Consider the following 19,492-nt stretch of genomic DNA (forward strand, 5'->3'; position numbering starts at 1 on the left):
ATATGGAATAAGCATGAGTAAATACGTTAATGGGATCATTAGTTGCTTTGTAGTTTTAATAACTATTCTAAGTTGCCAAGTAGGGGCACAAGTAAAACGTTTATCTCCTAGCGAAGGCTTATCACAAAGCTACGTTAATACAATGCTTATAGACACTAACGGTTACCTTTGGCTTTCGACAGAGGCCGGGCTTAATCGTTATGATGGCTATCAAGTTATTCCAATAAACGGCCCTAATGGTGAGTTAGAAGAGGCGATCATCGATCGTATTTACCAAGACCCTCAAGGGCACATTTGGATAGCCTCTTTACTTGCAGGCCTATTTAGATACGACCCCGTAACAGATTCATATCAGCAATTTCTAGAAAAACCCACCAGTGAAGAAGAAATTATCAATCAGTCTGTTTTTAGTATGGTGGCTGTTGATAAAAAAACACTTTGGATTGGGCGAGGCCGCGACTTTGCAAAGCTTGATATCGCAACCGGAAAAATAACAACTATTTTTGAGCTGCCTGCTAAATATAAAAATACCCTTGTGAGAAAGCTGTTTGCCTACAATGGTTATATATTTATAGGTACAAGCCATGGTGCATACGTATTTGATATTGCCACCGAGCAAGTTAGACCTCTACAGCATTTAAAAGGTGAAGCTGAACATATTTACCAAAATAATGTGAAGTCTTTCGCATTAGGTGAAAATAAACAGTTGTTAGTAGGGGCGGTACAAGGCTTATACGAAGTTGATATTAGTAACTTATCAAAAATGTTTGAACGCCCAGATTTACCTTTTAAAAGTAAGGTATTACTAAGTGACTTAAATGTTTGGAGCATAGTAAACGAACACGGAACAATAGATTTAGCTACCGACAAAGGCTTGTTTAAATTTGATTTAAACACAAAAGAGCTGATTAAAAATACTCGAATAGCCAAAAGTAAGTACACACTTGCCGATACCAGTATTATTGATATGGCTAAAGATAAATCGGGTGGTACATGGGTTGCGACTAAGACTGATGGAGCGTTTTACTTATCTCACGACAGCTATCATTTTAATAATGTCGATGGCACTTTGCTCGGGGGGGATGGTTTATCACATCACTCTATCTGGGGGATTACCGAATATAAAGACAAGCTTTGGCTTGCAACGCATAACGGTATTACCGAGGTTGATTTAAAAACAAATATTGGTAAAGCTTATTTAAAAGACTACAAAGTCGACTTACTCACCACTGAGTTTACCGTATATGAAATAACGCCCTATAAAGATAATTTATGGCTTTATACAAACCGTGGTTTATTTATTTTTGACCCTGTAACGCATCAAGTTAGCGAACCAAAAGTGCATAACCCTGCTGATCAAGAGCTGATTACTGGTATAGTGCATGGCGTTACACTCATGCCAAATGGCGATCTATACTTTGTGCACTCAGATCATGGGGTATTTATATACAATATAGATTCTCAAGTAATAACGCGTCTGGGTGGCCAGTTTGACCAGTTTGAACCCTTTTTAGCTCATGGCTTTTTACCCGCGTTGAGCAATAAGCCAGACTCGCCACTATTTTTTAATGCTGGAATTTTATATCAAGTAAACCCAAGTGATTTAGCACTTAAAATGATTTACAAAGTGCCAAAGCAGCACGAAAACGTAGCCATTAGCGTGCTTTCTTATTTAATTGATAACAACAATATATTGTGGATATCACTTTCTAATTTTGGCTTGATAGGCCTTGACGCATCTACTTATCAATTAGTACATACAATCGATTTAGAGAAGAATAAATTAGGCACATTGCTTTACGATATGGTGCTAGATGATGATGGCATGATCTGGATGAGTAGCCATAAAGGCATTTGGCGATTAAACCCAGAAACACTTCATTTTCAACAATTTTCTACGTCAGAAGGGTTACTCTCTGCTGAGTTTAATAGTAACGCCATGGCACAGCTTAAAGATGGCCATATTGCGTATGGTAGCTTAAAAGGTTTTACTTATTTTCACCCAATGGAAAACCAAAATTACCAGTCACTTATTGATCACGTAAATATTACGCGAGTTGATTTAATGTCACGAGATCTATCGCTTGATTTAAAACAGCCTCTTAACGAGGTTGTGTTAAACCATGATGATATTGGGCTTGAAGTGGCATTTTCGGCTATGGCATTTAGTAATCAAGAACGCATTATTTATGAGTATCAACTCGATAACGGACAAAAAAGTTATACTCGAAATAACAACCGCGTATTGTTTCCAAAATTGAATCCAGGTAATTACCAATTAAAAGTTTGGGCTAAAGACCCCCTGACTGGCGAATATACCTCGCCTGCTATTTTAAAAATAAAAGTAAAGTATCCGCTTTGGCGTGCACCTTATTTTATGGTGCTTTACGCCATGCTGTTTATTGGTTTTGTTGCTATGTGGGTTATGCGCCGTAATAAAATTCAGCGTATTTTATTGGCAGCAAATAAAGAAAGTAAAGAAAGCGAAGCGCGTTTAAAATTAGCACTTGAAGGCAGCGAATCGGGTGTCTGGGATTGGGAGTCGAGCAACCCAAGCATTTACCAACCCCGCTTAGCGAGTGAGTTAAGCTACGAAAATGAAACCGTAAGCCTTGATGAATATTTATCTAAAATTCATCCGCAGGACAAACAGCTATTTCGCTTAGAGTGGCTTGAATTTTTATCTACCGATAAAGGCTACTTTAATTGTACCTACCGCCTGCGCCATGCAAAAGGCTATTGGCGCTGGTATAAGGACTTTGGAAAAGTAGTTGAGTGGGATGATAAAACTCCACAAAAAGTAGCGGGTACTTATACAAATATGACCCGTGAGATGGTGTTTGAAGAACACGCTTTACTATTTACGGCAGCATTTGAGCAAACACGTGATTGGGTGTTTATACTCGATAAAAACTTAAATATTCGGGCTTCTAATAAATCACTGCAAACCGCCTTTAACTTCACCGCTGAGTCGTTATCTAGCCGGACTTTAAATTTAGGTATATCGCGCAGCAATCGTTTTGATTATTTACGCATTATGCAAAAGCTATCTGTTGGGGAGCATTTTTCGTGCGAAGACAGTGTGGTTTTAGCTAATGGTGAATCGCGTCATGTACTTGTGAAAATAAGTGCAGTGGCCGATAACGAGCAGCGCCTTAATAGTTATGTCATTATTTTAACCGATATAAACGCACAAAAATCAGCTGAAAACGAGCTGCACCTATTGGCCAACTACGATGCCTTAACTGGGCTGCCAAATCGTACATTATTTAATGACCGCGTTGAACACGCCCTTGAACAAGCAAAACTGCATGGATGCAAAGTGGCTTTGTTACATATCAATATTAAACGTTTTAAATACTTTAATGACTCATTAGGGCACGAAGCGGCTGATGAGCTAATTAAAGAAGTTGCTGAGCGCTTAAAGTGCTCTTTGCGACCATCGGATAGTGTTGCGCGATTTGGTGGCGATGAGTTTGTCGTGTTAGTAGAAGATATTCATCAGATAGAGCAAGTACTTATAATATGTACTAAGTTGATGGATTGCGTGAATCAAAATATTGCGATTAATGGTCAAGTTGTAAACGTTAATTTAAGTATTGGTGTGTCGATATCGCCAGATGACGCAGAGCAAGGCCCCGCACTTTTAAAAGCTGCGAGCATAGCGTTATATCATGCAAAAGACTCTTTAGAAGGGCGCTACCAGTTTTATAAGCAAGAGATGAACCAGCATGTTCAAAGAGCGCTGCATCTTGAATCTCAGCTTACTAGAGCGTATCGAGAAGAAGAGTTTTGTAATTACTATCAGCCTATTATTAATGCTAAGAGCCAAAAAACAGAAGGCTTTGAAGTGCTGCTGCGTTGGCCCGAAAATAAACTAGTACAAACTCAAGAGTTTTCGCTGGCTGCAGAGGGGATAGGCTTAATTACAAAAATTATGCTGCAGACCTTTGCGCGCGCTTTATTGGAGTTAAAAGAGTGGCGAAAAGCCTCACCTAACCTGTATTTATCTATTAACTTATCAGCACTAGATTTTGAGTTTAAAGAACTCGTACCTGAAATTAAAAAAGCGTTAAATAATTCAGGTGTATCATCTGAGGCAATTGTTTTTGAAATAACCGAATCAATATTAATGCGTGATTCAAAAGAAGCGCTGCACAGCATGGAACAACTTAAAAAGTTGGGTTGTAGATTGTACATGGATGATTTTGGTACAGGTTACGCATCACTTACTTATTTAAAGCGTTTCCCTATTGATGTACTTAAAATAGATAGAAGCTTTGTACAAGACATAGGCATAGACTCTGATGATGAGGCCATTATCCAATCAACACTCGCGCTTGCAGATAGTTTAGGCAAAGAGTGTGTCGCTGAGGGCGTAGAAAGCTCGCACCAACTTGCTTTTTTAAAGGCGAGAGGGTGCAAGCATTTCCAAGGGTATTTATTTAGTAAACCGGTACCTAATACCGAAGTACTCGCGCTTATTAATCGCGATTGGAGTGATATATTCAATTGAGAATAGTCGCACGGATTTAGGGCCTTTTACCGCAGTGTCTGCAAAACAAATGGCTGTTATGCTCATTTAACTGCGTTTTAATGGCCTTATTAGCTTCAAGTTTACTCAAGCCTAGCTTATGGCGTAGCTCTTCTAGGTGTACTTGTTGGGTGTCATTAAGTGTGCCATCTTGAATTGACTCGTGCACAGCGTCTTCAAAAAACTGACGGCGTTTACGTATCTGTTCTGAAAAACTAGATGCCAGTAATCCGGTAGGAATAGCGACCATACCCATGCTCAGTAGTGTGATAACGCCACCGAAAAACTTACCCAATGGCGTTATAGGTACTACATCGCCATAACCAACGGTCGTTAGTGTTGCCATTGCCCACCACATAGCCGCAGGAATAGAGCCAAATTTATCGGGTTGTATATCGTGCTCAATTAAATAAATTCCGCATGAAGCTAAAATAAGCACAACGGCCATTATAAAAAAAGCAGCCATTAATGAACTACCTTCATCGTTAAAGGCTTTTAAAAGTAGTTGCATGGCGCGTGAGTAGCGAGTGAGTTTAAATACTCTTAATAATCTGAGTATGCGTAAAAAACGTAAATCGAGAGGAAATAAAAACATCATTAAGCTTGGCAAAATCGCTATTAAGTCGATTAACGCAAGTGGTGAGAAAAAATACTTTAATCTGCGTTTACTGTTTGAGCCTTCCATTGCTTCATATTGTGTTTTATCTACACAGGCCCAAAGCCTGGCTAAGTATTCAATAGCAAAAATAGCGACCGATACAATTTCTAAAACTAAGAATTCGTAGTAATACTGCTCTGCCACACTTGGGATTGACTCAATAACAATGGCTACAACGTTAATCATTATTAAGCTAATGAGTGCAATATCAAGAATATGCCCTGAACGTTGATATTGACCTGTACCTTCAAACAGGCAAGCCATTTTTTGGCGTAAAGTTTGCGGTTCATTCATTATTTAAGTTTAAGTACCATGTTAATACTGCCTTCTTCAAAGTCGCGACTAATTTTAAAACCTAGCTTACGGGCAAGTTCAATCATCCCTGTATTCTCTGGTAAGGTTATGCCTTCAATCGATTCCACACCTTGGCGTTTACAGTGGTTAATTGCTGCACTCATTAGTATGCGACCAAGCCCTAAACCTTGGCAATCTGAGCGTACTACAATGGCAAACTCAGCATGCAGGTTATCGGGGTCCATAATGACGCGAGACACACCCAGTGTACGGGTTTTACCTTCAAAGCGTTGGCACACAATAAACGCCATTTCACGGTCGTAATCAATTTGCGTCATTTTAGCGAGTTGATCGTGGTTAAATTGTGGTAGTTCGCCAAAAAAGCGTTTATATCTGTCTTCTTTATTAAGTGACTCGTCAAATGCTTTATGAGCTTGTTCATCTTCTGGCTTTATTGGTCTGAGCGTAGCTTGAGTGTTGTTTTTAAGTGTTACCACTTCAACAAGTTCTATAGGGTAGGGACGAATAGATAAGCGCTTACGATTGCTCTGAGTTTGATAACGGCTAAGTGTCATGGTGGCATCGAGTACTAAAAACTGTCCATTACTGGCAAGTATAGGATTAAGTTCCATTGAGCTTATGTCAGGTTGATCAATAACTAACTGAGAAATACGCGTTAGCAGTGCACACAAACGATACTTATCAACTTTTTCGGGTAATATGCGCTCCTTTAGTACGCCTTTATCGTGCGCTGCGGCAATTAAATACTTTGCTAAGTTCATATTTAGTGGAGGCAGAGCAACAGCGGCTTGCGCATATTCAAGGCCGGTTCCTGCTTCACCTAATAATATAACAGGACCAAAATTAGGCTCGGTTTTAATCGCAATTCGCAGCTCATTTGCGCCTGCTCGCGGCGCCATTTTTTGTAATGAAAACCCTTCAATAACAGCATCCGGATAAGTGTTTTTAATACGGATAAGCATTGCAAAAGCGGTTTGTTCAACCTCGTTGGCATCGTTTAAGTTAAGCACCACACCACCTACTTCAGACTTTGAAGCAATGCTTGGGCTAATAAGTTTTAACGCGACCGGAAAACCAAGTTCTATGGCTTGCTCTCTGGCTTCTGTTGGGGTGTAAGCCACCTCAGTTTGAATGCATGTAATACCATAGTGATTTAATACTTGGCCTGCCTGATGGGTAGGTAAGTAGCTTTGTCCGTCATCTAAAAACTCATTAATAAGCGCTTTAGCTGCTACTTTATTTATTTTTGCGTCATCTGTATTCGACTCAGGTGTTTGCGTTAAATGCTTTTGGTTACGGCGATACGTTACCAAGTGCATAAACGCGCCAACAGCACCCTCTGGTGTTCTATAAGTGGGTATTGCGTTGTTTGAGCACACTTTTCTGGCGGCGTAAGATGCGTCTTCACCCATAAAATTAGTTATAACGTAAGGGCGCGCCATTTTAGGTAATGTTTGTAAGGTTTCTACAATAATGTTGGCGTAGTCTTCGCTGGGCGCAAGCGCTGAGGGAGTATGGATAATCAGTAAGTTTTTAACTTCTTTTGCGTGCAGTAAAATTTCTAATGCTTGCTTATAACGCGCAGGTGCTGAATCGCCAAAAATATCCACAGGGTTTGAGGTGGTTTCTGATTGCGGAATGACTTTATTTAGCGCATATCGGGTTTCAATGCTTAGTTCTGCTAATTTACCGGAGCTTTGAATTAGCTCATCAACGGCCATAACACCTGGGCCGCCACCATTAGTTAAAATTGTCAGTTGTTCTACTTTTAATAATTTTGGATGCATGGCGAGTGTTTGTGTCGCTGCAAATAGCTCTCGTAAATCATTTACACGCAGCATACCCGCTCGTTGAAATAACGCATCGTAAACAGCGTCAGAGCTTTGCTTTCCGCCGGTGTGAATTTCGGCTGCAAGTGCGCCTGCAGTTGTTTTACCTGTTTTAATCGCAATTACAGGCTTACTAAAGGCCGCGGCTCTTGCTGCTGATATAAAACCACGAATATCTTCAATGTTATCTATGTAGAGTAAAATAGCTTTGGTTTTAGCATCACGACCTAAAAAGTCGAGTAGTTCATTAAAGTTTATATCAAGGCAATCACCTACTGATACAAAATATGAAAAGCCAATTTCTTTGTTTTTAGCCCAATCTAAAATGGTTGAGCATACTGCTGCTGATTGCGATACAAATGCTATTTTACCTGGGCTTGCCACGGTATGTGAAAAGCTCGCATTTAACCCAATATGAGGGATCAGCAAGCCTAAACAGTTGGGTCCAAGCAAAGTAACTTGCTTGGCTTGAGCGCATGCTTTAAGCGCGCTTTTTTGCTCCCCAGACAGCCCATCGGCAATAACAATAGCGGTTTTACAGCCAAGCTCTCCAAGCTGCTCAATAATATCAATTAAGGTGTTTTTGTTAGTACAAATAACAGCAAGGTCAGGTACTTTTGGTAAGTCAGCAATAGAGGGGTAAGCAAGTACGCCATGTACTGCGCTATGGCTTGGAGTAACAGGCATTATCGGCCCTTTAAAGCCACCTTGAAGTAAGTTGCGCATAACCACAAAACCAGCCCGAGTTGATATGTTAGAGGCGCCAATAACGGCCACTGAGCTTGGGTTAAAAAATTGGGTTATACGCTTAAGGCTCATGGTTTTTCCTAGGCTGATTAAATTTTGCGTTATTTATAGTCTCAATGTACCCTGTTTACTGTGTTATTTCGAGCGTCTCGATGCTTATTATTGATATCAATCAAGGAGATTATTGTGAATAAAAACCCCGGTTTTTACATTGTTATAGCGGCTATTTGTTTAAGTATAGGCTTAATTAGCTTAGGGTTTATTTTAAAAAGTACCGCTTTGAGTGTGAAAGGGATGGAACGTACTGTGCAGGTTAAGGGATTGGCCGAGCGAGAAGTAATAGCCGATACGGTAATTTGGCCTCTGCAATTTAGTGATGCCGACAATAACCTTGAAAAATTAGTAAGCCGGGTTGAGAAAAAAAATGATGCTGTAACTGCTTTTTTAAAACTCCATGGTTTTGACGATGATGAAATAACAATAGGTAGCCAGTCAGTTATTGATAAGCAAGCACGTGAATACAGTAATGAAAATCAACAATTTAGATACATAGTACGCTCAAATATTATTGTTTATTCTGCTGCGCCAGATAAAGTGCAAAACGCGCTGAGTAAAGTGAGCCAGCTTGCTAAACAAGATATCGCAATAGTGCAAGATAGCTACGAAACAAAAGTTGAATACATCTTTACTGGCCTCAATGATGTAAAGCCTGCGATGGTGCAAGAAGCAACTGAAAAAGCGCGTGAAGTCGCTAATAAATTTGCTAAAGACTCTAATTCAAAATTAGGCAAAATAAAAACAGCTCGCCAAGGGCAATTTAGTATCAGTAATCGAGATTCAAACACACCGCAAATAAAAAATATAAGAGTGGTAACCAGTGTTGAATATTACTTAAATGACTAGGGCCTGTTGACCTTTCAGAATTAAAATTTGTTCAATCTAGGTGCGATTTAATCGCGGCGTGAGGTTTGTAACCTAGCGGGCTAAGTAAAAACCGAGCTAAGCTTCCGCGTCCTGCTCACGCCCCTTACCTACATCCATGTAGGCAACAAAGAGTAAATTGTCCCTAGGCAGAACCCTTCGGCAGCGCATGTTTGGCATTTATTCCACGTTACCGCCTATTTATGGGAAATAACCACACTGCATAGGCTCTGCCTTGCCTAAATACCAAACATACTGCTGCAAATTTAACCTCGAAAGATAAACAGGCTCTAGGAAATAATATGTCAGAGTCTAAATATGGTCAGTTTGTACTGGCGCCCCGTTCGTATTTTTTCACTGCTATAGCGAGCGTAGTATTTGCGTTTATAGGCTTTAGTTATAATGCATGGCGGATGGAGGCAAGTGAAGATAACAACAATACACGCATTGCTAGCTTTCAAATCTTACAAGAACTAGCCGAGCTTGAGCTTATTGTATTTGCAGCACATTACGATAATAACAAAATAGATGGCAGCCCCAGAAAAGGCTGGGTTAAAGTTAACTTAATTCATGACTTAAGCTACTTAGCCGTTGATAAAGTACATTTAAAAACAAAAGACTTACAAAAGGTCTGGCAAACAAATTGGCCAAATATGGTTGATCACCAAAGTGCTGCGCAATCTATTACACATGCCATAGACAGTGTGCGTACAGAAGTTGTGAGTGAATTAAAGCGCCTTGATTAAGTGAGCAACTTGCGCCGTTGAGCGTTGCAAGTAAGCGGCGCTCAGTAAAATTGTGGTCTCGTTAACTTTTTGCTCTTTTATTACGTTGGCAAGCTGTTGTTTAGCGTTAGGATTTTGTTTTTGCTCTATTTCCATTAATGCTAACAAAGCTGAAAATTCATGCTTTACCGGTGTGCTAGGTTTATTTGCATAGGCTATGTAGCAGGCGACCGGTGTTAAGCCATGAGAGTTGGGCTGCGCCAGCGCTTTAGCTAACTCATCATTTGATTCAAACAACATCAAAGAGCGCACATAGTTAAATGGCAGCTTTGTCGCATCGGCATGCTTAAACACATTGTGCAGTACGTTATTTCCTTGTGTATCTTGTACTAAAAAGCCTTTATTTACTTTCAGCGCTGGGGTAAAAAAGCTCAATGCGTCAATATTAGTGAGTTGATTAATAAATGGAGAAGGCGCTGTGTTAGAGCTTAATATCCGCGTTGCTATATTTTGCATAAAGTCATACTTAACACTCAACCGTTGGGCGCTGTCATATAAATGGTTAAGCTGCAAAGTTTGCTGAGCAGGGCTTAACTGCTTAAAGTCGTTATCGAGCTCATTTAACTGTTGCTTTGAAATACGCGCATTAAGTAGTTGTATGCTTAAATCCATTATTATTTCCAAAAATCTTTTTTACTACTATAAAACAAAAAAGGCCGCAAATGCGACCTTTCATATTTAAAGCAATTGTTTAAATTGGTTTTAAGCTTTTTTGCTTGCTACCCATTCATTAACAAAGTTCTCTAGTACATTTAGTGGTACAGGACCATTTTTAAGTACTACGTCGTGGAACTGGCGAATATCAAACTTATCACCAAGTTGCTTTTTAGCGTCTTCACGAAGTTCTAAAATCTTAAGCATACCCACTTTATAAGCCGTTGCTTGTGAAGGCATTACAATGTGACGCTCAACCATTTTAACACCGTCAGATGTTGCATTAGGCGTGTTATTTACGTAGTAATCAATACCTTCTTGGCGAGTCCACTTCATCGCGTGAATACCCGTATCAACCACTAGACGACATGCGCGCCATAGCTCCATTGAAAGACGACCAAAATCTGAGTAAGGGTCTGAGTACATGCCCATTTCTTTAGGAATAAACTCTGAGTATAAACCCCAACCTTCAATATACGCTGTGTAACCACCAAATTTACGGAACTTAGGAACGCCTTCTAGCTCTTGCGAAATAGCGATTTGCATGTGGTGACCCGGAATACCTTCGTGGTAAGCAAGTGCTTCCATTTGATATGTTGGCATAGCTTCCATGTCATAAAGGTTAGCGTAGTAAATACCTGGGCGTGAACCATCTGGAGCTGGCTGTTGGTAAAATGCTTTGCCCGCTGCTTTTTCACGGAATGCTTCAACTGCTTTTACTTTTAAATCAGCTTTTGGTTTAACAATGAATAACTCATCTAAGCGTGTTTTCATTGTATCAATAAGTCCAGTGGCTTCATCAAGGTAGCGTTGCTTACCTTGTGCATCATTAGGGTAGTAAAATTGTTTGTCAGTTTTCATAAACTGCATAAACGCTTTTAAGTCGCCTTTAAAGCCTACTTTATCTTTAATTTCACGCATTTCATCATGAATACGTGTCACTTCAGATAAACCAATTGCATGAATTTCTTTAGCCGTTAAATCTGTTGTTGTAGTGCGCTTAAGTGCGTTGTTATAAAACGCTTCGCCATCTGGTAATTTCCATGCGCCATCGCGATCATCAGCACGTTTCTCAAGCTGCGCTAGGTAATTAATTAGCTTAGAGTAAGATGGTTTAACAGCCGATTTTAATGCATCTGATGCATCACTGATTAACGAGTCTTTTTCGTCTTGGCTAATTTCAAGCGCTGTTACTTTGCGTTTAAAGTCAGCAAGCAATGTAGAATCATCGCCTTTTTCAAACGGTGCACCGTGAATAATGTTTTTGCTTGAATCAATAACATGCGGGAATACAAATTTAGGGGCTATGATGCTTTTTTCTGCACGTACAGTTAAATCAACGATAAGCTGATCAATAACACCAGTTACACCATTTAGGCGTGAAATGTAGTCTTTAGCTTCTTTTACATTACTAATTGAGTGCTGATTAATTAAAAACGCAGGGATCATAGAATGCGTACCAAACATTTGGTTTACAGGGTAATTATGGTAGCGCCATTTAAAGTCAGCAATTGAGCTTTCAAGATCCTGTTTTTTTAAGTCGTAGCTAACTTTTGTTGCATCATCTAACAAATCACGATTAATTGCTTTTAATGCAACTAGGTCAGCTTTTGTTTGTGCTAAATCTTTAAGCTTTCTTTCTTCGCTGCCATCGTCCCATTTATCGTAATCTTGCTTAATCCCCATGTATGTTTGATATACAGGGCTGCTCATTACATCGCGGTTAAATGTATCTTCAAAAAATGCATTGGCTTTGTCTATTTCACTTTGTTGTGATTGAACTGCTTGTGCAATAGGGGCTGAAGTAGATTGTTGTGTTGTTTGCTGGCAGCCAGCAAGTAGTGCAACGCTTACTGCGGCCGCAATAAAAGTGAGTTTACGCATTGTTTTCCCTTTTGTTGTTAGAAACCCATTAGGGTGATTTATATTTATTAGTTTTATATTGTTGTGCAGTGCCTTAGCGCTACACAAACAATTCTAGCAGGTCATTTAAAAAGCGATGACCTTTTAAGGTTACCTGCCAATGGCTGTCTGTTTGAGTCAATAAACCTTTATTTATTGCTTGGTTTAATGCACTTTGCTGACTTTGCAGCGGCAGTGTTGTTAGTTTATTAAAATCATTAATTGGGCAAGGCTCAACAAGGCGAAAGCGATTCATAAAAAATTCAAACGCTAAATCGTCCTGCTCTACATGCCAGCTTTTATACATATATGGTTTAATTAAATCCATATAGCCGCGTGGATGTTTAACCTTTTCGGTACGCGTTATAAGCCCTGTATTTGCATCAGTAACCTTACCATGTGCGCCGCAGCCAATACCGAGATAATCGCCAAAACGCCAATAATTTAAGTTATGTTGGCATTGATAGCTCGGTTTTGCATAGCCCGATATTTCGTATTGCACGTAACCTGCTTGCGCGAGTAACTCAACCCCTTGTTCTTGAATGTCCCACAGTGTTTCATCTTGTGGCAAGGTAGGGGGCTTTGAAGCAAACTGAGTATTGGGTTCAATAGTTAGTTGATACCAAGATATATGCGGTGGATCGAGCGCTATTATTTGTTTTAAATCACTCAGAGCATCATCAAGTGTTTGCCCAGGTAAGCCATGCATTAAATCAAGGTTAAAGCTATTTAAACCGGCTTCTTTAGCTTGTTGCGCGGCATAGTTTGCCTCGTCGCTGCCATGAATCCGACCAAGTGCTTTTAACTTGTCGTTTTGCATGCTTTGCACACCGATAGAAATACGGTTAATGCCTGCTTTTACGTAATCTTTAAAGCGACCTGTTTCTACTGTACCAGGGTTGGCTTCAAGGGTGATTTCGCAGTGTTCTTCAAGCCCAATTAGGTTGTCGACTTCATTTAATAAACGGGTATAAGCTGCACCAGTTAATAAGCTTGGTGTGCCGCCACCAATAAAAATGCTGTGAATTTTACGTCCTTGCACTAAGTGCAAATCTGCTTTTAAGTCATCAATTAAGTGTTGAACATATTCAGCTTCAGGTATTTCACCTTTTTGTCCGTGGCTATTAAAATCGCAGTACGGGCATTTTTGCACGCACCAAGGCACATGCACATATAAGCTCAGTGGTGGAAGGTTCACAGGCCGCCTTTTTGCTGTAGTTCTAGTAATAATTTTTGCAGCGCTTGTCCGCGATGACTCACTGCATTTTTTTGCTCTTTTGTAAGCTCAGCACTCGTACAATTTTTCTCTGCTACAAAAAACACAGGATCGTAACCAAATCCACCGTTGCCATTTTGAGTGAGCGTAATTTCGCCCTCCCAACTAGCACTACAAATAAGCGGAGTAGGGTCGTCTGCGTGGCGCATTAACACCAGTACACACCAAAAACGTGCACTGCGAATAGGGTTATCACCTAAATCTACAAGTAACTTATCAATGTTATCTTGAACGCTGGCACCTGGGCCTGCAAAACGGGCTGAGTAAACACCGGGTGCGCCATTTAGGCCATCAACTTCCAAACCTGAGTCATCGGCAATAGCAGGCATGCCAGTAATTTTAGCAGCATGGCGCGCTTTAATAATGGCATTTTCAACAAAGGTAGTGCCGGTTTCGGCAACTTCACCTACGTTAAAATCGCTCTGTGGAACTACATTAATATTCAAAGGGCTTAGCATGTTAGCTAGCTCTTTTACTTTGCCAGGGTTACCTGTAGCAAGTACTAAAGTTTTGGTCATGTTGTTAATCTACGTAAAATTTTTGCTGAAACTGTAACTTTTGAAATTGATTACTTTGTTGTATTTCAATCTCAAAGCGTAAAATCTCTTCGTTGGTGTAATCAACTTGGGCAAGGTAATAAATTGACTCACCTTCTTTTACTTCTTTAAAAGTAAGCGTTTGTTTGTTGCCAAGTAGGTTTTTAGCTGTGCCTGTAAGCTTTGCCGTTTGTGCTGTTTTATCGGCATCATTTTTTAATATAGAAATGTTTACAACCCCTTTGTAGCCACTGCGCTCAAGGTTGTACGCTTTTGCTATTTTTGGCTGAATAAAAGTAGAAGGAAAGGCGATGTAATGCACTTGCCAAGGGCCAAGCTCTTTGTATTGTGCGCCCTGCATTTCTTCGCTTTGCGCGTTAAATGCAAATGCTAAACAAGCAATAAAACAAAACTTAATTAAACGGTTCATTATGTATTCCTCAAAACATATAAAAAAGAGGCCTTTGGGCCTCTAATTAAAAAATCCATATTAGACTAAAAAATCCATAAGCAGCATTTGCAAAAACTGAATACCAATAATAAGCACTAAAACTGATAAATCTAAGCCACCCATTGATGGTAATATTTTACGAATTGGTTTTAGCATTGGTTCAGTAAGCTGGTGGAAAACCGCTTCTATAGGGTTATAGCCTTGGCTAACCCAACTTAAAATAGCGCGAATAATAAGTACCCAAAATACTAAATTAAGGCCTTCTTTTAGTACCGTTATAAGTGCTTGAATAAGTACAGGTTGTATTGCCCACGCATTATATATAACAAGCATTAAAGTACTAATTTTGGCTACAGCCACTATAAATGCCAGCAACAGAGATGCTAAATCAAGTCCGCCAAACCCCGGAATGATTTTACGCAGTGGCTTTACCGCAAACGAAGTGGCTTTAACCACAAACTGGCTCATTGGATTATAAAAGTCGGCTTTTGCCCACTGCAGCCAAAAGCGCAGTAATACCACCATTAAAAACAAATCAAACAGGGTACTGATTAAAAATTGCATGGCATTCATAGTGTAACCTTCAATAAAAAGTGGTTTTAAAGTTCTTTTTCCATTTGCTCTGCACGCGCAATACACGCATCCATTGCATCGCCAACGGTTTTAGTTAAGCCTTCGTCTTTTAAGTGCTCAACAGCTGCGTGAGTAGTGCCGCCTTTAGATGTTACGTTTGAACGTAGTTGCGAAATACTAATATCAGGCTGGCTAAGTGCCATTTCGGCAGCGCCAAGGGCTGTTTGTTGTACCAGGCGACGAGCGTCTTCATCGTTAAAGCCCAGCGCTTTTGCTTTTTCTTCTATGGCTTCCATAAATAAGAAAAAGTAAGCAGGTGATGAGCCGGTTACAGCAATAATATCGTTAATTTGTGACTCTTTTTCCACCCATACAACAATGCCCGTGCATTCAAAAACTTGTTGTACAAATTCGTGTTCGCTTGGTGTTTCGCCCGCACCATATAAACCTGATACTCCGCGACCTAATAAAGATGGCGTGTTTGGCATACAACGTACCATTTTAACGTCTTGGCCTAGCATTTCACGCAAACGTTTTACAGTTAAGCCCGCAGCAACAGAAATAAACAGTTTATCGCTAAAATCTACGCCCGACTCTTGAAACGATTTACATAAATCGCCCATCATTTGTGGTTTAACAGACAAAACAATTACATCAGCATCGCGCAGGGCTTCGTTATTGTCACTGGTGGTTTGCACCTTGAAATCAAATGCTACCTTTTCAAGCTTTTCTTGGTTGCGGTTAGTCGCAATTATGTTACTTGCGTTAAAGCCGTTTTTTACCATGCCACCAATAATGGCGTAGCTCATATTACCTGTGCCTATAAATGCGATTTTTTTATCTGACATAAATCTGTTATCACCTTTTAAGTTCGTGTTCCAAAAATGTCTGTGCCGATCCTTACCATAGTTGAGCCTGCGCTAATGGCAGCTTCAACATCGTTACTCATACCCATCGACAAAGTATCTACTTGAGGATATTGGGTCTTTAGTTTATCAAAGCAAGTTTGTAATTGCTCAAAAGATTGAATTTGCGTATCCAGTTTGTCGCTTTTAGCGGGAATTGCCATTAAACCTCGAAGTGTTAAGTGCTCACATTGGTTAATATAATCGGCAAGTTCATCTATTTCATCGCGGCGGCAACCTGACTTTGCTTCCTCATTACTTATATTTACTTGAATAAGTATATTAAGAGGTGGTTTATCGTCTGGGCGCTGGGAATCTAATCGCTTTGCTATTTTTATGCGATCAACACTTTGCACCCAATCAAAGTTAGCAGCTACTAATGCACTTTTATTTGATTGAATAGGGCCAATGAAATGCCAAATGATGTCGCTATATGACTGTAGTTGAGCTATTTTATCTATAGCCTCTTGAACATAAGATTCACCAAATTCGCGCTGACCATGCTCATAAGCTGCAATAATATCTTCGCTTGGTTTAGTTTTAGACACTGCTAGTAGAGTAACTTCGTTAGTGTTTCGCTGTGTGTTTTTTGCCGCGTCTGCAATTCTAGCGTAGGCGGATGTGAGTCGTTCTGCTATTGTAACCATATATTTATCAGTTAGTTGTGGAGTCATAAATGGATATTACCGAATTATTAGCGTTTAGTGTGCAACACAAAGCATCCGATTTACATTTATCGTCGGGTGTTTCACCTATGATACGCGTAGACGGTGATGTTCGCCGCATTAATATACCAGCCCTTGCAGACAAAGACGTAAACAGTCTGGTTTACGATATTATGAACGATAATCAACGCAAGGACTACGAACAAAACCTCGAAGTGGATTTTTCGTTTGAAGTGCCTAATTTAGCACGTTTTCGTGTGAATGCGTTTAACTCTAATCGCGGGCCTGCTGCGGTATTTCGTACCATACCAAGTGAAGTGTTAACGCTTGATGATTTAGGTGCGCCAGATATTTTTAAAACAATCTCTGATACCCCACGTGGACTCGTGTTAGTAACAGGGCCAACGGGTTCAGGTAAATCAACAACACTTGCCGCTATGGTCGATTATATAAATCAAAATAAACATCACCATATTCTAACAATAGAAGATCCAATCGAGTTTGTTCACGATAATAAATTAAGTTTAATTAACCAACGTGAAGTTCACCGCGATACACATAGCTTTTCAAACGCGCTACGTAGTGCATTGCGTGAAGACCCTGATGTAATACTTGTGGGTGAGTTACGTGATTTAGAAACAATTCGTCTTGCAATGACCGCTGCTGAAACGGGTCACTTAGTGTTTGGCACGCTACATACAACATCTGCACCCAAAACTATTGACCGTATTATTGATGTATTCCCAGGTGAAGAAAAAGCTATGGTACGCTCAATGTTATCTGAATCTTTACGTGCGGTAATTTCACAAACACTGCTTAAAAAAATTGGTGGTGGGCGAGTTGCAGCACACGAAATTATGATTGCAGTCCCTGCTATTCGTAACTTAATTCGTGAAGATAAAATTGCACAAATGTATTCGTCTATTCAAACCGGTGCGTCTGTGGGCATGCAAACAATGGATCAGTGTTTAACTAATTTAGTTAATCACGGTATTGTTACAAATACGGCAGCGAAAGAAAAAGCGCAAGACAAAACACAATTTGGTGGGTAAGAAATTATTATGGCTTTATCTTTAAACGACTTTTTACTCATAATGATTGAGAAAAAGGGTTCTGACCTATTTGTATCGAGTCAGTTACCTGTAAGTGCAAAAATAAACGGCGAGCTAATAGCTCTTAGTGACGATAGACTGACTGATGAGCAATCGCTTGAGTTAGTAGAATCTGCAATGAGCGAAAAGCAAAAAGCAGAATTTCATACAACGAAAGAATGTAACTTTGCGATTGCTACCGACGAAGGGCGTTTTCGTATTTCTGCTTTTTGGCAGCGCGATAGAGCAGGTATGGTTATTCGCCGTATTGTGACGCAAATTCCTGATGTGAGTGATTTAGGTCTGCCGTCTACGCTGACAGATGTAATTATGTCTAAACGCGGTCTTGTCTTGTTTGTAGGTGGGACAGGCACGGGTAAATCGACCTCACTAGCTGCACTTATTGGTTATCGAAACCGTAATCAACGAGGTCATATACTGACCATTGAAGATCCGATTGAGTTTGTTCATGAGCATCGTAAAAGTATTATTACTCAGCGCGAAGTAGGGCTTGATACAGAAAGCTTTGAGTCGGCACTTAAAAGCTCATTACGCCAAGCTCCAGATGTTATTTTGATTGGTGAAATTCGATCGCAAGAAACCATGGAATACGCCCTAAGCTTTGCTGAAACCGGGCACCTGTGTGTTGCAACACTACATGCTAATAATGCGAACCAAGCGATTGACCGTATTATGCATTTAGTACCAAAAGAAAAACACGATAAGCTTAAGTACGACTTAGCACTTAACTTACGTGCCATTGTTGCTCAGCAATTAGTGCCGACTGCTGATGGTGAAAGCCGTGTTGCAGCTATTGAAATATTGCTTAACTCACCAATGGTCGCTGAACTGATTAAAAATGGTGATATTGGCGGAATTAAAGAGGCAATGGCTAAGTCGAAAGAAATGGGCATGCAAACCTTTGACCAAGCGTTATTTGAGTTGTACAGACAGCAGCGAATTAACTACGCTGATGCACTGCACCATGCTGACTCGCCAAATGATTTACGCTTAATGATAAAACTGCGCAATAACGAACAACAAGGTGCGGGCTTTTTACAGGGCGTTACTATTGATGGCCTTGATGATAAAAATAGCGATCAATAATTTAAAAGTAATTAATAAAAAAGCGCCAATTGGCGCTTTTTTTATTTGTATTAAGGGTTGTTTATATAGCCAGTTTATTCACCGTAACTAGATTCAAAAAAGCTTTCTAAAATAATAACCGCAGACATATTATCTACGTTACCTTTACCTAAGTTTTTATAGCCGCCACTTTCAAAAAGTCGCGCTTTAGCATCCGCTGTCGTTAAGCGCTCATCCTGTGTTTGCACAGGAATGCCATAATGATTATGCAATCTGTTGGCAAACTTTTTTGCTTTAAAGGTAACCTCTTGTGATGTTCCATCCATATTTAGTGGTAAACCAACAACCATTAAGTCAGGCTGCCACTCGGCTACTTGTACGGCGATATGGTCCCAGTTAGGAATGCCATCTTGTGCTTTTACAGCCTTAAGGCTAGACGCACTGCCGGTTAACTCTTGCCCAATAGCAATACCAATACTTTTGGTGCCAAAGTCAAAGCCCATTACAGTGCGTTCGCCTTGCGGCTTAAGCGATTTTTTTGTCATGTGTATCTTGTTTAAGTTT

General features: G+C 40.0%; 16 protein-coding genes. 5 read left to right on the forward strand and 11 right to left on the reverse strand.

The genetic code is table 11. The annotated features are described in order from the left end of the window. The first annotated feature begins 13 nt into the window (after positions 1-13). Complete coding sequence (locus H5126_RS03565; RefSeq protein WP_182720729.1) at positions 14-4,516, forward strand: EAL domain-containing protein; 4,503 nt, start codon at positions 14-16, stop codon at positions 4,514-4,516. 16 nt (positions 4,517-4,532) lie between these two features. On the opposite strand, the gene H5126_RS03570 is transcribed toward H5126_RS03565, so the two are convergent. Both H5126_RS03570 and H5126_RS03575 read right to left on the reverse strand, forming a co-directional pair. Next, a complete protein-coding gene (locus H5126_RS03570) occupies positions 4,533-5,486 on the reverse strand; it encodes an ion transporter (RefSeq protein WP_182720728.1) in 954 nt (317 codons plus the stop codon). Beyond that, positions 5,486-8,155, reverse strand: a complete 2,670-nt coding sequence (locus H5126_RS03575; protein WP_182720727.1) for a bifunctional acetate--CoA ligase family protein/GNAT family N-acetyltransferase — start codon at positions 8,153-8,155, stop codon at positions 5,486-5,488. Before H5126_RS03575 ends, H5126_RS03570 begins: the two co-directional genes overlap by 1 nt. 114 nt (positions 8,156-8,269) lie before the next feature. Here H5126_RS03575 and H5126_RS03580 point away from each other — a divergent pair, with 114 nt between their 5' ends. After that, positions 8,270-8,986, forward strand: a complete 717-nt coding sequence (locus H5126_RS03580; protein WP_182671393.1) for an SIMPL domain-containing protein — start codon at positions 8,270-8,272, stop codon at positions 8,984-8,986. A gap of 320 nt (positions 8,987-9,306) precedes the next feature. After that, positions 9,307-9,750: a hypothetical protein gene (locus H5126_RS03585; RefSeq protein ID WP_039488311.1), complete on the forward strand. Its 444-nt coding sequence runs from the start codon at positions 9,307-9,309 to the stop codon at positions 9,748-9,750. Here H5126_RS03585 and H5126_RS03590 read toward each other — a convergent pair. The 8 genes from H5126_RS03590 to H5126_RS03625 all read right to left on the reverse strand — a co-directional run bounded on the left by H5126_RS03590 (position 9,733) and on the right by H5126_RS03625 (position 16,760). Then, positions 9,733-10,401, reverse strand: a complete 669-nt coding sequence (locus H5126_RS03590; RefSeq protein ID WP_182720726.1) for a hypothetical protein — start codon at positions 10,399-10,401, stop codon at positions 9,733-9,735. The genes H5126_RS03585 and H5126_RS03590 overlap by 18 nt on opposite strands. Before the next feature lie 90 nt (positions 10,402-10,491). Further along, on the reverse strand, positions 10,492-12,327 hold the full coding sequence (locus H5126_RS03595) for a DUF885 family protein (protein ID WP_182720725.1): 1,836 nt from the start codon (positions 12,325-12,327) through the stop codon (positions 10,492-10,494). A gap of 79 nt (positions 12,328-12,406) precedes the next feature. Further along, the gene (hemW, locus tag H5126_RS03600; RefSeq protein WP_182720724.1) at positions 12,407-13,543 is read right to left on the reverse strand and encodes a radical SAM family heme chaperone HemW; all 1,137 of its coding nucleotides are present in this window, start codon (positions 13,541-13,543) and stop codon (positions 12,407-12,409) included. Continuing rightward, positions 13,540-14,139, reverse strand: coding sequence for an RdgB/HAM1 family non-canonical purine NTP pyrophosphatase (rdgB, locus tag H5126_RS03605; RefSeq protein ID WP_182720723.1), 600 nt, complete (start codon positions 14,137-14,139; stop codon positions 13,540-13,542). The genes hemW and rdgB overlap by 4 nt, the downstream gene beginning before the upstream one ends. A gap of 4 nt (positions 14,140-14,143) precedes the next feature. Further along, the gene (locus H5126_RS03610; RefSeq protein WP_154903714.1) at positions 14,144-14,587 is read right to left on the reverse strand and encodes a DUF4426 domain-containing protein; all 444 of its coding nucleotides are present in this window, start codon (positions 14,585-14,587) and stop codon (positions 14,144-14,146) included. Positions 14,588-14,647: 60 nt separating this feature from the next. Beyond that, positions 14,648-15,181 carry a YggT family protein gene (locus H5126_RS03615; RefSeq protein WP_002962568.1) on the reverse strand — a complete coding sequence of 178 codons (534 nt, stop codon included), beginning with the start codon at positions 15,179-15,181 and terminating at the stop codon, positions 14,648-14,650. 26 nt (positions 15,182-15,207) lie between these two features. Beyond that, positions 15,208-16,029, reverse strand: coding sequence for a pyrroline-5-carboxylate reductase (proC, locus tag H5126_RS03620; RefSeq protein WP_039488316.1), 822 nt, complete (start codon positions 16,027-16,029; stop codon positions 15,208-15,210). Between the two features lie 17 nt (positions 16,030-16,046). Continuing rightward, positions 16,047-16,760 carry a YggS family pyridoxal phosphate-dependent enzyme gene (locus H5126_RS03625; RefSeq protein ID WP_002962566.1) on the reverse strand — a complete coding sequence of 238 codons (714 nt, stop codon included), beginning with the start codon at positions 16,758-16,760 and terminating at the stop codon, positions 16,047-16,049. A gap of 2 nt (positions 16,761-16,762) precedes the next feature. On the opposite strand from H5126_RS03625, the gene H5126_RS03630 reads away from it, so the two are divergent. Both H5126_RS03630 and H5126_RS03635 read left to right on the forward strand, forming a co-directional pair. Further along, complete coding sequence (locus H5126_RS03630) at positions 16,763-17,803, forward strand: type IV pilus twitching motility protein PilT (protein ID WP_024596218.1); 1,041 nt, start codon at positions 16,763-16,765, stop codon at positions 17,801-17,803. A 9-nt stretch (positions 17,804-17,812) separates the two neighbouring features. Continuing rightward, a complete protein-coding gene (locus H5126_RS03635; RefSeq protein WP_002961946.1) occupies positions 17,813-18,949 on the forward strand; it encodes a PilT/PilU family type 4a pilus ATPase in 1,137 nt (378 codons plus the stop codon). A gap of 74 nt (positions 18,950-19,023) precedes the next feature. Here H5126_RS03635 and ruvX read toward each other — a convergent pair whose 3' ends face one another. Beyond that, entirely contained in the window at positions 19,024-19,473 is a 450-nt protein-coding gene (gene ruvX, locus H5126_RS03640) for a Holliday junction resolvase RuvX (protein ID WP_002961947.1), read from the reverse strand. Between the last annotated feature and the right edge of the window lie 19 nt (positions 19,474-19,492).

The organism is Pseudoalteromonas sp. SG45-3, from assembly GCF_014164075.1.
Classification (GTDB): Bacteria; Pseudomonadota; Gammaproteobacteria; order Enterobacterales; family Alteromonadaceae; genus Pseudoalteromonas; species Pseudoalteromonas distincta.